14 protein-coding genes are annotated in these 12,323 nt (G+C 61.3%); 3 read left to right on the forward strand and 11 right to left on the reverse strand.

What is annotated here, in order from left to right; translation table 11 throughout:
• Positions 1 to 143 precede the first annotated feature (143 nt).
• Positions 144 to 608, forward strand: a complete 465-nt coding sequence (locus tag HKK54_RS16655; RefSeq protein WP_010176704.1) for a glycine zipper 2TM domain-containing protein — start codon at positions 144 to 146, stop codon at positions 606 to 608.
• A 75-nt stretch (positions 609 to 683) separates the two neighbouring features.
• On the opposite strand, the gene HKK54_RS16660 is transcribed toward HKK54_RS16655, so the two are convergent.
• The 3 genes from HKK54_RS16660 to nhaA all read right to left on the reverse strand — a co-directional run bounded on the left by HKK54_RS16660 (position 684) and on the right by nhaA (position 3,469).
• Positions 684 to 914, reverse strand: coding sequence for a DUF7683 domain-containing protein (locus HKK54_RS16660; RefSeq protein WP_169387258.1), 231 nt, complete (start codon positions 912 to 914; stop codon positions 684 to 686).
• Complete coding sequence (locus HKK54_RS16665; protein WP_169387259.1) at positions 911 to 2,125, reverse strand: S-type pyocin domain-containing protein; 1,215 nt, start codon at positions 2,123 to 2,125, stop codon at positions 911 to 913. The genes HKK54_RS16660 and HKK54_RS16665 overlap by 4 nt, the downstream gene beginning before the upstream one ends.
• 156 nt (positions 2,126 to 2,281) lie before the next feature.
• Entirely contained in the window at positions 2,282 to 3,469 is a 1,188-nt protein-coding gene (gene nhaA / locus HKK54_RS16670; protein ID WP_010176701.1) for a Na+/H+ antiporter NhaA, read from the reverse strand.
• A gap of 213 nt (positions 3,470 to 3,682) precedes the next feature.
• Here nhaA and HKK54_RS16675 point away from each other — a divergent pair, with 213 nt between their 5' ends.
• The gene (locus tag HKK54_RS16675; RefSeq protein WP_178121026.1) at positions 3,683 to 4,780 is read left to right on the forward strand and encodes a PLP-dependent cysteine synthase family protein; all 1,098 of its coding nucleotides are present in this window, start codon (positions 3,683 to 3,685) and stop codon (positions 4,778 to 4,780) included.
• Positions 4,781 to 4,864: 84 nt separating this feature from the next.
• Here the strand turns inward: HKK54_RS16675 and HKK54_RS16680 are convergent, their stop codons facing one another.
• The 3 genes from HKK54_RS16680 to HKK54_RS16690 form a co-directional block, all read right to left on the reverse strand.
• Positions 4,865 to 6,478, reverse strand: coding sequence for an NAD(P)/FAD-dependent oxidoreductase (locus HKK54_RS16680; protein WP_169387261.1), 1,614 nt, complete (start codon positions 6,476 to 6,478; stop codon positions 4,865 to 4,867).
• 107 nt (positions 6,479 to 6,585) lie between these two features.
• Complete coding sequence (locus HKK54_RS16685; protein ID WP_169387262.1) at positions 6,586 to 7,257, reverse strand: COG3650 family protein; 672 nt, start codon at positions 7,255 to 7,257, stop codon at positions 6,586 to 6,588.
• Positions 7,258 to 7,331: 74 nt separating this feature from the next.
• Positions 7,332 to 7,946, reverse strand: a complete 615-nt coding sequence (locus HKK54_RS16690) for a short chain dehydrogenase (protein ID WP_272903152.1) — start codon at positions 7,944 to 7,946, stop codon at positions 7,332 to 7,334.
• A gap of 89 nt (positions 7,947 to 8,035) precedes the next feature.
• Between HKK54_RS16690 and HKK54_RS16695 the strand changes: the two genes are divergently transcribed.
• Positions 8,036 to 8,944 carry a LysR family transcriptional regulator gene (locus HKK54_RS16695; RefSeq protein WP_169387264.1) on the forward strand — a complete coding sequence of 303 codons (909 nt, stop codon included), beginning with the start codon at positions 8,036 to 8,038 and terminating at the stop codon, positions 8,942 to 8,944.
• Here HKK54_RS16695 and HKK54_RS16700 read toward each other — a convergent pair.
• The 5 genes from HKK54_RS16700 to HKK54_RS16720 all read right to left on the reverse strand — a co-directional run bounded on the left by HKK54_RS16700 (position 8,941) and on the right by HKK54_RS16720 (position 12,322).
• A complete protein-coding gene (locus HKK54_RS16700; RefSeq protein ID WP_169387265.1) occupies positions 8,941 to 9,426 on the reverse strand; it encodes a DoxX family protein in 486 nt (161 codons plus the stop codon). The two genes, HKK54_RS16695 and HKK54_RS16700, sit on opposite strands and share 4 nt — an antisense overlap.
• Positions 9,423 to 10,199: an HvfC/BufC N-terminal domain-containing protein gene (locus HKK54_RS16705; protein WP_010176694.1), complete on the reverse strand. Its 777-nt coding sequence runs from the start codon at positions 10,197 to 10,199 to the stop codon at positions 9,423 to 9,425. The genes HKK54_RS16700 and HKK54_RS16705 overlap by 4 nt, the downstream gene beginning before the upstream one ends.
• Positions 10,196 to 11,071, reverse strand: a complete 876-nt coding sequence (gene bufB, locus HKK54_RS16710) for an MNIO family bufferin maturase (protein WP_169387266.1) — start codon at positions 11,069 to 11,071, stop codon at positions 10,196 to 10,198. Before bufB ends, HKK54_RS16705 begins: the two co-directional genes overlap by 4 nt.
• A 26-nt stretch (positions 11,072 to 11,097) precedes the next feature.
• Positions 11,098 to 11,403, reverse strand: a complete 306-nt coding sequence (locus tag HKK54_RS16715; protein WP_010176692.1) for a BufA1 family periplasmic bufferin-type metallophore — start codon at positions 11,401 to 11,403, stop codon at positions 11,098 to 11,100.
• A 217-nt stretch (positions 11,404 to 11,620) separates the two neighbouring features.
• Complete coding sequence (locus HKK54_RS16720; RefSeq protein ID WP_003211664.1) at positions 11,621 to 12,322, reverse strand: ABC transporter ATP-binding protein; 702 nt, start codon at positions 12,320 to 12,322, stop codon at positions 11,621 to 11,623.
• Between the last annotated feature and the right edge of the window lies 1 nt (position 12,323).

Consider the following 12,323-nt stretch of genomic DNA (forward strand, 5'->3'; position numbering starts at 1 on the left):
GGTGAGGTTTATACCGTTCGTCGAGTTTTTCGGTACAGGCAGACTGTACTAAGGCTGAATGAAAACAATTTTCTGCCCGGCATGGCGTGACAGGCAGCAAGCCGCAGCGGTTTAATGATTACCTGTCCTTTGGAGTTGATGCTATGCGTAAGTCTGTTTTACTGGTTGCCTGCTTTACCACCTTGTCGTTGCTGCTGGGTGGCTGCGCCTCGAGTCTGACCGGCGACTCGTACTCCCGTGACGAAGCACGTCGCGTGCAAACTGTTCGCATGGGCACCATCGAATCCCTGCGTCCGGTGAAAATCGAAGGCACCAAGACCCCAATCGGCGGCGTGGCTGGCGCAGTGGTTGGTGGTGTTGGCGGCAGCGCAATCGGTGGTGGCCGTGGCAGCATCGTCACCGGCGTGATCGGTGCCGTTGCCGGTGGCTTGCTGGGTTCCGCTGCAGAAGAGGGCCTGACCCGCACCCAAGGCGTTGAAGTCACCGTTCGTGAAGACGACGGCAGCATGCGCGCCTACGTCCAGGCCGTTGACCCGAACGAAGTCTTCCGCATCGGCGACCGCGTTCGCATCATGACCGTGAACGGGACCAGCCGCGTTACTCGTTAAGAGTAAGGTCGCAGGAACAGAAAAACCCCAACCGGGTGACCGGTTGGGGTTTTTTGTTGGGTGGCGTATGGCGGCTCACGCATTGCAGGTGAGTTGAAAGTAATAAAGTGGGTCACCGAGGGCTCTGCCCACCAAGGCTTCAATAGCTGAAAGCTGAACCACCGTCAGATCGTAACCTTCCCATCCCTGTTGTTTTGTGGGCCATTGCATTATGGCTTCAAGCTCCTCTTCGCAGTCATGCGGCAGTTCGACTACGAACTCTTGCAAGTCAGTATTCTTATCAAATGCTTCCAACAAATACTTCATGGTTCGACTCTCCTTACTTTTTTCTTCTTTGTTTTTTTCTTGGAGGTGGGCTCTCCAGTAATGTGATCAAACTCACCCAGATGCCTGCCTCTGGCGTCATACACTTCGAGCGCGCCATGTTGGAGATCCCATTCAAGTATTAACCCCGCGGGCGTTTTCCACCTTTTTCTTAGTGCTCCCCCGCCTTTCACAGGAGTTTTGCGACCTGCGACTTTGGCGTCAGGGTACGCAGGAAGCAACGCTGGCGCCGAGTGGTAGTCATGGTCCCCTGGTCTAACGCTGACCACCACGTAGAGCGGCCGAACCCCCGAGTCCGCCGGAAACACCAGAATGAAATCCCTGTATTCCGGCGGGTATATCGGGTCAACGATGATGCTGGCGGCCTTCTCGGTCGGCGGATACACCCAGATTTGCGGTGCCTGCGGCGCAGCTTCCAAAGCAGGGATACCAAGTGTGCCAGCCGGATCGATGGCAGGCGTCCAGATCAGCTCAATCCCGTCGCCCAAGTCCGCGACCTGATGTGTGCCTCGCAGCCCAAACTGCACGACATCGACCATCTCCCACTCACGATTTTTCCCTGTGTAGAAGGCGTATCCCTTGAGGGTGCCGTTAGCTAATTGCTCGACGTGCAGGCGAACCCGTGTACGCGCTTGTGGCATTGAGCGCAGTTGACGGTCGCTGTAGAGTGCGCTGTCGCCCAAGCTGGAGGGCCAGATAAGTGCTGCAACCCCAAGCATCAGGCCAGCGGCGACTGTTCCAGCACCGGCTGCGACGCTTGATGCCCCGCCTATCGCGGAACCGCCCAATGCCAATGTGCCGAGCCCTGCCGGGAGTGCGCTGCCGCTGATCTTCTTGAGCGGCAGCAGCCCCTCACTGTCCGTTTCACGGCCACCGAGCAGCACGTGCTCGCCATAGTCCCCTATGCGATCAAGCGGTATGTAACCGGACGGATTGTTGTAGTCGATGAGGGCGTCGGGCAGGTTGCAGGACTTGGCGAACACGCATCCACCCCTGGGCAGTGGCGTTGGCGGCGACTCCACTTTGCGTCTGGCCTCGTAGGCCTCCTGTCGGGCAAGCATGGCTTCGTAGGCTCGCTGCCTGGCCTCTCGATCAGCCAACTCGCGCTCGTTCATGTTCTCGAGCTTTCGGTAGCCCCCTGTGCCGGTCCCGTAGCATCGCCAGACCTGGGGTATGTCCTTGTTGTTTGCCATCGTGCCCTCCTGGCGTGTTGCATAACGACGTCCGACGGTGGCGCCGGGAGCACGACGTTATGGCAAGCAGCGGAGGGTGGATGTAGGACGGTTCTGTGAGATGGCGCCGAATGGGCCTAGAGGAGGTTGGAGCCGGCAAGCCGGCTCCAAAAGCGGTTACGCCTGAACGAGTACCTGCTTGCGACTGGCCATCGCCGTCACTGCATACCCGATCAACGCCGCCAAGATCGATCCGGTCAGGATGCCCATCCGGTCCATGCCGGCGTATTCACTGCTGCCCGGTACAAACGCCAGGGAGCCGACAAACAGGCTCATGGTGAAGCCGATGCCGCACAGGATCGCGACGCCCAACACCTGGCCCCAGTTGGCACCGGCGGGCAGCGCTGCAACGCCGGTCTTGACCATGACCCAGGCGAAACCCATCACGCCAACGGTCTTGCCCAGCAGCAGGCCGGCGGCGATGCCCAGGGGCACGTGGTGGGTGAAGCTTTCCAGGTTGACGCCGGTCAGCGAGACGCCGGCATTGGCAAAGGCAAACAGCGGCAGGATCGCATAGGCCACCCAAGGGTGCAGCGCGTGCTCCAGGGTCAACAGCGGCGAAGGTTCGGCGTTTTTCGTGCGCAACGGGATGCAGAACGCCAGGGTCACGCCGGCCAGGGTGGCGTGCACACCACTCTTGAGCACACAGACCCACAGGATCAGCCCGATAATCATGTAGGGCCCCAGCTTGACTACGCCGAGCCGGTTCATCGCAATCAACGCGATCAGGCACGCCGCGGCACCGGCCAATGAGGCGCCGGACAGGTCGGCGGAGTAGAAGAGGGCGATCACGATGATTGCACCCAGGTCATCGATGATCGCCAGGGTCATCAGGAACAGCTTCAGTGACACCGGCACGCGCTTGCCCAGCAAGGCCAATACGCCCAGGGCGAAGGCAATGTCGGTGGCCATCGGGATCGCCCAGCCACCGAGGGCGGCGGGGTTGTCCTTGTTCAGCGCCCAGTAGATCAGGGCCGGCACCACCATGCCGCCGATGGCTGCCGCGCCCGGCAGTACCACTTGCGAGGGCTTGGACAGTTGGCCGTCGAGCACCTCGCGTTTGACCTCGAGGCCGATCAACAGGAAGAACAGGGCCATCAGCCCGTCGTTGATCCACAGCAGCGCCGGCTTGGCGATTTTCAGCGCGCCAATTTGCGCGACCACGGGGACGTCGAGAAAGCTCGCGTACCAGTGCGACAGCGGTGAGTTGTTGATGATCAGCGCCAAAGCGGCGGCAGCGATCAGGAGCAGACCGCTGGCGGCTTCCAGCTGGAAGAATCGGGTGAAAGTGCTACGCAGAGGCAAGGGATGCTCTCCAATCAAAGTTCAATAGGTGGGTACCCTAACCCGTACCGTTAGTTGTTAAAACAAAAGTTATATTCTTATTTGTTATAAGGAATCGGCCTGATCAGTTGCTCGCCAAAGCCCGAAAATTGTGTGTCCAATTGAGTCATGACTGTATCTGTGTGGAGTGTAGGAAACATCCTAAGATCAACTCTGAAATCCTTAGAGAAACCGATCATGAGCGACAACCGCCAATGGGCCCGCGAAGCCATTCGTATTATTGAAGCGGACTTCCAGCGTAGCGCCGACACCCACTTGATTCCCTTGCCGTTACCGGGTTTGCCGGGCATCGAGCTGTATTTCAAGGATGAGTCCAGCCATCCCACCGGCAGCCTGAAGCACCGGTTGGCGCGCTCGTTGTTCCTCTATGCGTTGTGCAATGGCTGGCTCAAGCCCGGTGCACCGGTGATCGAAGCGTCCAGCGGCTCCACGGCGATTTCCGAGGCGTACTTCGCCCGGTTGCTGGGCTTGCCGTTTATTGCGGTGATGCCGGCCACCACCTCCCAGGAAAAGATCGCGCAGATCGCGTTCTACGGTGGCAACAGCCACCTGGTACAAGATCCGACGCAGATCTACGCCGAATCCGAGCGCCTGGCGCAGGAGAGCGGTGGCCACTTCATGGACCAGTTCACCTACGCCGAACGCGCCACCGACTGGCGGGCCAACAACAACATCGCCGAATCGATCTTCCAGCAGTTGCGCTTTGAACGTTATCCGGAGCCTAGCTGGCTGATTTCCAGCCCCGGCACAGGCGGCACCACGGCGACGTTGGGGCGTTATGTACGTTATCGCCAGCACTGCACCCGGGTGTTGTGCGCGGACGCGGAGCGTTCGGTGTTTTTTGATTACTACCTGAGCGGCGACGCCAGCCTGCGCCTGGAGTGTGGATCGCGCATCGAAGGCATTGGCCGTCCACGGGTCGAGGCGTCGTTCTTGCCGAAAGTGATTGATGCGATGGTCAAGGTGCCGGATGCGCTGTCCCTGGCGGCCATGCATTACCTGGCCCAGCGGCTGGGGCGGCGAGTGGGCGGTTCCAGCGGCACCAACCTGATCGGCGCGTTGATCGCGGCGCAGCAGATGAAAGCGGCGGGGGAGTCGGGCTCGATCGTGGCGATTTTGTGCGACGGCGGTGAGCGCTATGCCACGACCTATTACGATCAGGCCTGGCTGGCAGGGCAGGGGTATGAGTTGGAGGGTTTGATTGCGGCCGTTGCGGCCAGTGTCGAGCGGGGAGAAGCGCTGCCTGACAGCGTGTTGCGCGCCAATATCTGAAACACCCACTGTAGGAGCTGGCTTGCCGGCGATGGCGATCTTGAGGACGCCATCGCCGGCAAGCCAGCTCCTACAAGGTTTACGTCAGGCCTCCAGGCCCAACATATCCCGCGCCAGCGCCTCGGCGATCCGAATCCCGTCGACACCCGCCGACAAGATCCCGCCTGCATAACCGGCACCTTCACCCGCCGGGAACAAGCCCTTCACGTTCAAGCTCTGCATCGATTCGTTACGGGTAATCCGCAGCGGCGACGAGGTGCGGGTTTCGATCCCGGTCAGGACCGCATCGTGCAGCGAGTAACCCTTGATCTGCTTCTCGAACGCCGGCAGCGCTTCGCGGATGGCTTCGATGGCAAAGTCCGGCAACGCCAGGGCCAGGTCGCCCAGGGCCACGCCAGGTTTGTAGGACGGTTCCACTGTGCCGATGGCGGTGGACGGCTTGCCAGCGATGAAATCACCGACCAGTTGCGCCGGTGCTTCGTAGTTGCTGCCGCCGAGGATGAACGCGTGGGATTCCAGGCGCTCCTGCAACTCGATCCCGGCCAGCGGGCCGCCCGGGTAATCCACTTCAGGGGTGATGCCCACCACGATTCCTGAGTTGGCGTTGCGCTCGTTACGCGAGTATTGGCTCATGCCGTTGGTCACCACGCGGTTCGGCTCGGACGTTGCCGCTACCACGGTGCCGCCCGGGCACATGCAGAAGCTGTAAACCGAACGGCCGTTCTTGGCGTGGTGCACCAGCTTGTAATCGGCCGCGCCGAGTTTCGGGTGCCCGGCGTACTTGCCCAGGCGCGCAGCGTCGATCAGCGATTGCGGGTGTTCGATGCGGAAACCCACCGAGAACGGCTTGGCTTCCATGTACACGCCACGGCCATGGAGCATGCGGAAGGTGTCACGGGCGCTGTGGCCGAGGGCCAGGATCACGTGTCTGGACAGGATCTGCTCGCCGCCATCCACCACCACGCCATTCAACTGGCCATCTTCGATCAGCACGTCGGTGACTCGCTGCTCAAAGCGCACTTCACCGCCCAGGGCGATGATCTGCTGGCGCATGTTTTCCACGACGCCGGTCAGGCGGAATGTACCGATGTGCGGCTTGCTGACGTAGAGGATCTCGTCCGGCGCGCCGGCCTTGACGAACTCGTGCAGCACCTTGCGACCATGGAATTTCGGGTCCTTGATCTGGCTGTAGAGCTTGCCGTCGGAGAAGGTCCCGGCGCCGCCTTCACCGAATTGCACGTTGGATTCCGGGTTCAGCACATTCTTGCGCCACAGGCCCCAGGTGTCCTTGGTGCGCTGGCGCACTTCGCGGCCGCGCTCGAGGATGATCGGCTTGAAGCCCATCTGTGCCAGCAGCAGCCCGGCGAAGATCCCGCACGGGCCAAAACCCACGACGATCGGCCGCTCGGTCAGGCCTTCCGGTGCATGGCCAACAACTTTGTAGCTGATGTCCGGTGCCGGGTTGACGTTGCGGTCGTCGGCGAACTTGAGCAGCAGGGCCGCCTCGCCTTTGACGTTCAGGTCGATGGTGTAGATGAAGCACAGCTCCGACGATTTCTTGCGGGCGTCGTAGCTGCGTTTGAACAGGGTGAAATCGAGCAGGTCATCACTGGCGATGCCCAGGCGCTGCACAATGGCTGGCCGCAGGTCTTCTTCGGGATGGTCGATGGGCAGCTTGAGTTCGGTGATTCGTAACATGACAGGAATCCGGTAGGCGGCGGGCAAAGAGGCCGGCTGTTTTGCAAACCGGCGATTATAAGCCCCAACTGCACTTTCCCGTCATGTTAAAACAGCGCAGGGGTCAATCAGTCGTCCCGGGAACCGCCGAATGACGCGCAGCCGCGCTGCACCTGGCCGTTCACCCGCAACTCGGCAGACATGTGTTGCAGGCTGCCGCTGGCGCTGTCGACACAACGTTGCGGGGCTACCCACAGTTCGATGTGCTGGTTATTGGCTTCGGTCATCAGGTTGAACCGTCCGTCGCCCGATTGCTCTTCCACATAAGGCACGGCCAATGGCGGCTGGCCTTCGCGTTCCAGCACCATGCCCTTGGCAGTGACGTTCATCGCCCAGGCCGGCTTGTGGCCGTTGGCCCGCAGGATCATGCGCTTGAAGTCCGGGTCATCGCAGGCCGAAGTCGAGCGTTCGACGCGATACACCTGTTGCAGGTCGACGGTGCCCTGGGTGCCGCTGGCTACGCCGGAGAACTTGCCACGCACATCGGCAAACAACGCGCCCTGCTGGCCGGCCAGGGAGGCGGCTTCCTGCAGGATGCTGGTGCCGCCGGTGTCGTTGACCACGTAGTTGCGTTTGTCGTTGCAGGGCTGGAACAGCAGTTTGTCACCCTGGGCCGTCAGCTCACCCTGCATGCGGGTCAGCCCGGCGAGAGAGGGCTTGGCCGGCTCGTTGTCGAACATCTGGCAGGCGGCGAACAGGGGCAACAGGGCAAACAAAGCTAGGGTACGGGCGGCACGCATTATCGGGTCTCCTGATAAGTGCCGCCACGTTACGCAGGCTGGCGGTGCATCACAAGCCCGGGACACAGGTTGAATCAACCAACAATAAACGTCTGCCCCGTTTGCAAGCCTTCCACGCTTTTCGCGTAGGCCAACGCGACTTCTGCACCCGGAGCCGGCTTGTAGCCGCGGAAGTACGGTGCGTAGCTGCCCATGGCTTCCAGCAGGACGGTAGGGCTGACCGAGTTGATACGCAGGCCGCGCGGCAGTTCGATTGCTGCGGCTTTTACGAATGCATCCAGCGCGCCGTTGACCAGGGCTGCCGAAGCACCGGTGCGAATCGGATCACGGTTGAGGATGCCGCTGGTGAAGGTGAACGACGCGCCGTCATTGGCGAACTCACGGCCGATCAACAGCAGGTTGACCTGCCCCATCAGCTTGTCTTGCAGGCCCAGGTCGAAGTCGGTCGCGCTCATTTCGCCCAAGGGCACGAAGTTGACGCTGCCGGCGGCGCAGATCAATGCGTCGAACTTGCCGGTTTGTTGAAACAGTTTGCGGATCGAGGCGCTGTCGCTGATGTCGACCTGAAAGTCGCCGCTCTTGCGACCGATGCTGATCACTTCGTGACGTTGGGACAGTTCTGCCTTGACCGCCGAGCCCACGGTGCCGCTTGCGCCAATCAACAGGATTTTCATCGTGCCTTCCTCCAGATATGTAGGTGAGATTTCAGTCTAGAGTGATTTTTTGCGCGGATAAGTGCACTAATAGGCAACCTTTGGTTTTCAATTGGAAACAATCCATGAGCGAAATGGATGACCTCGCGGCATTTGCCGTGTTGATCGAAGCCGGCAGCTTTACCTTGGCGGCCCAGCAATTGGGCTGCAGCAAGGGTCAACTGTCCAAGCGCATCAGCCAGTTGGAGGCGCAGTTTTCGGTGGTGTTGCTGCATCGGACCACGCGCCGCCTGAGCCTGACGGCGGCGGGTGCGGCGCTGTTGCCGCAAGCCCAGGCGTTGGTGGTCCAGGTGGAGCGGGCACGTCAGGCATTGGCCCGGCTCAAGGATGATCTCGTCGGCCCGGTGCGTATGACGGTTCCGGTGTCCCTGGGCGAAACCTTCTTCGACGGGCTGTTGCTGGAGTTTTCCCGGGAGTACCCACAGGTGCAGATCGAGTTGGAACTCAACAACCAGTACCGGGACCTGGCGCGGGATGGCTTCGACCTGGCGGTGCGTTCGGAGGTCGCCAACGACGAGCGTCTGGTCGCCAAGCCGTTGCTCGCCTGGCACGAGATGACCTGCGCCAGCCCGGCGTATCTGGAGCAGCATGGCGAGCCGCTGGCACCGGCAGAACTGGTGGGCCACAACTGCCTGCTGAACAGCCACTACAGCGGTCGTGAAGAGTGGCTGTATCACCAGCAACATGAGCTGCTGCGGGTTCGCGTATCCGGCACCTTTGCCTCCAACCACTACAACTTGTTGAAGAAGGCTGCGCTGGTAGGGGCGGGCATCGCACGTTTGCCGTCCTATGTGCTACACGCGGAATTGGCTGACGGTCGCTTGCGCTGGCTCCTGCGGGATTACCAGACCCGCAGCATGCCGATGTACCTGGTCCATCCCTATCAAGGTGGCCTGCCGCGGCGCACCCAGGTGCTGGCGGATTATCTGGTGGGCTGGTTCAAGCGCAGCGGCGAAGCCCTGGACCGCCTTTAGCGGTAGCGCCGGGCGATCAGGTGATCAAGGGAGAAACTGCCCGGCCCCTTGGCCATCAACAGCAACAGCAGGGCGATCCAGGTGCCGTGGGTCGGGTAGGCTTCCGGGTAGACGAACAGCTGGATGGTCAACGTCATGCCCAGCAACGCCAGCGCCGAGAAGCGAGTGGCAAACCCTACCAGGATCAGCACCGGGAAAAAGTGCTCGGCGAACGCGGCCATGTGCGCCGCCACTTCGGGCGACAGCAGCGGCACGTGGTATTCGCTGCGAAACAGCGGCAGCGTGGACGGCGCCAGGTGCGGCCAGCCCAGTTGAAAGGTGCCGCCGATGAGGTCCACGGCGAAGCCCTCAACCTTGGTTTGGCCGGACTTCCAGAACACCGCCGCAATGGAGAAGCGTGCGACGAAAGCGATCAGGCTGTAGGGGATTCTCTCGAAGAGTTGAATGATCTTTTGGATCGGGCCGGGGGCGGTGGTGTTCATGGCGATACCTTTTGTTCTGTGTGCAAGTGGGTGATGGCGCCGTGGCCGATCAGCAGGGCCAGGCATTGGTGCAGATCAAATTCGTCGGCCGCATCGAGGGCGTAAGCCACGGCCATCTCCAGCGGCCAACCGTTGTTCAGGCTGTTGATAAACGCTGCCGAGCCGCTGTCGATATGAAATACCTGCACCTGCAAGCCATTGCGCAGTACCAGCGCGCTTTGGGCGTGGAAGGGGTCGAGCGTGGCAAGGGATTCGTCCGTCTGGTGCGCGGCCCATAAAGCCACCACGGCGTAGGCCGAGTTCAGGGTGGCCAGTGACGGATGCAGTTGCAGGCGCAGTTCGCCCAGGTCCGACTGTTGTTGCAGGGTGGCGATGAGCGCCTGTTGATCCAGGGGTGTGGCGTCTGCCGCGTGATACGCCCTGACCCGCAGCCGCTCCAGGCGCGCCACGTCAGCCAGGTACGGCACGCTGGCAGCGGGGGCGAAACCCTGGATAAAGTCGGGCAGGTCGGCGCCGTACTCATTGATCAGCGGACTTGCCGGCGGGAACGCCTGGACGTACACACCGGCCATCGCCCGAAAAAACGCATCACCCACCAACTGCAGGGTGACCGGGTAGCCAGCGGCCAGGGCGTTGATCAGCGAGCTGTGAACGTTGTTGCGATACACCGCAAAACGGCTGGCCGGGTCAGCGCCGTTGCGGCTGAACACACCTTGCGGGCACGTTTCGTCTGCCGACAACAGGGCGCTGGCAAATTCCTCCTGGCGGCTCATGTGCGCACCTCCAGCAGAAACCGTTCGGCCTGGCGCGCTTCGGCGTGCAGCACGCTGAACGCCGGCACCTGGTTGTCACGTTCGATCAGCGTGGCGACCGGCCCGGTGCGTGTGAGCACGTGCTGGTAGAGCTGCCATACCGCGTTGTCGATCGGGGCGCCATGATCATCAATCAGCAGACGATCACCCAGGCTGTCGGTGTCTTCGGCAAACCCTGCCAGATGAATTTCGCCCACGGCGTGCAACGGCAGGGCATCGATGTACTTCAGCGGGTCTTGCTGATGGTTGATGCACGACACATACACATTGTTCACATCCAGCAACAGCCCGCAGCCGGTGCGGCGGATCACTTCGCTGATGAAGTCCGTCTCCTCCAGGGTGGAGCACTGGAACTGCAGGTACGTCGAAGGGTTCTCCAGCAGCATGGGGCGCTGCAGGCGGGTTTGCACCTGGTCGATGTGTTCGCACACCCGCGTCAGGGTTTCATCGTCATACGCCAGCGGCAGCAAATCATTGAGAAACACCGGGCCGTGGCTGGACCAGGCCAGGTGTTCGGAAAAAGAGTGGGGTTGATAGCGTTCGATCAGCGTCGCGAGGCGCGCAAGGTGCTCGCTGTTCAGCGGACCTTCGCCGCCGATGGACAGGCCCACGCCGTGCAGTGACAGCGGGTACTGTTCGCGGATCAATCCCAGGTAGTGATGGAAAGGCCCGCCGGCCACCATGTAGTTTTCGGCGTGGACTTCAAAAAAACCGATGTCGGGGGAAGTCTCGAGCACTTCACTGAAGTGCTCGTTCTTGAGCCCCAGCCCGGCCCTACGTGGGAGGCCGGGCGCCTGAGCCTGGTGGATGGAGTGAGGGCATGGGAGCGTCATCGTCAGTACTCAGGCTGCGCGGGGGTTCAGGACTTGGCGGTGAAGGCCGCTTCCTGGCCGAAACCGGTTGGCGAGGTGGCGCTTGGGGTTTTCAGGCAGGTGCCGGCCGGGACCAGTTTCCAGGCGTTGGCTTGATCCTTGACTTTCGACGTGCCGGCGCAAGTGGTGCCAGCGCCTGCAGCGCAATCGTTCTTGCCGGCTTCAGCTACGCCGAAGCACTTCTGCATGTCATCGGCAGCGTGGGCGGTGGTGGTCAGGGCGGACAGGCTCAGGGCCGAACCCAGGGCCAGGACGAGGGTGGCGGCGGACAGCGAACGGGTTTTGGTAGTCATGGTGTATCTCCAGCAGTGGGTTGAGTTGGCAAGCGTAGTTGCCTGCTTACACCACTAGAGACAGGGGGAAGGGATTCGTTACAAACACGGCGAAATTAATTTCAGGTTTCGCAAAACAAGTGTGGGAGCTGGCTTGCCTGCGATGCTGACGCCTCGGTGTTTCAGAACCACCGAAGCGATGCTATCGCAGGCAAGCCAGCTCCCACAGAGGCCGGCGTTAACCGCCTAAATAAGCCTCACGCACTTTCGGATCGGTCAGCAGTTGTTCGCCGCTGCCCTGCATCACCACCCGGCCGTTTTCCAGCACATAGGCGCGGTCGGCGATCTTCAGTGCCTGGTTGGCGTTCTGCTCCACCAGGAACACCGTTACACCGTCCTTGCGCAGCTGTTCGATGATGTCGAAGATCTGCTGGATGATGATCGGCGCCAGGCCCAGGGACGGTTCGTCCAGTAGCAGCAGCTTGGGCTTGCTCATCAGTGCACGGCCGATGGCGAGCATTTGCTGTTCGCCGCCGGACATGGTGCCGCCGCGCTGGCTGAAGCGTTCCTTGAGCCGAGGGAACAGGTGCAACACCTTGTCCATTTGCTCCTGGTAATCGCCCTTGTCGGTAAAGAACCCGCCCATGGCGAGGTTCTCCTCCACGGTCAGGCGGGCAAATACCCGACGGCCTTCCGGAACCACGGCAATGCTCTTGCGCATGATCTCGGAGGAGGCCTGCCCCACCAGTTCCTCACCCATGTAGCGGATGCTGCCGCTGTGAGCCTGGGGCGAACCGCACAGGGTCATCAGCAGCGTGGACTTGCCGGCACCGTTGGCGCCGATCAGGGTAACGATTTCGCCCTGGCGCACTTCGACGTTGACGCTGTGCAGCGCCTGGATCTTGCCGTAGAAAGTGGAAACGTTTTCGAATTGCAGCATT

Origin of the sequence: Pseudomonas sp. ADAK13, assembly GCF_012935715.1 — a bacterium.
Classification (GTDB): domain Bacteria; phylum Pseudomonadota; class Gammaproteobacteria; order Pseudomonadales; family Pseudomonadaceae; genus Aquipseudomonas.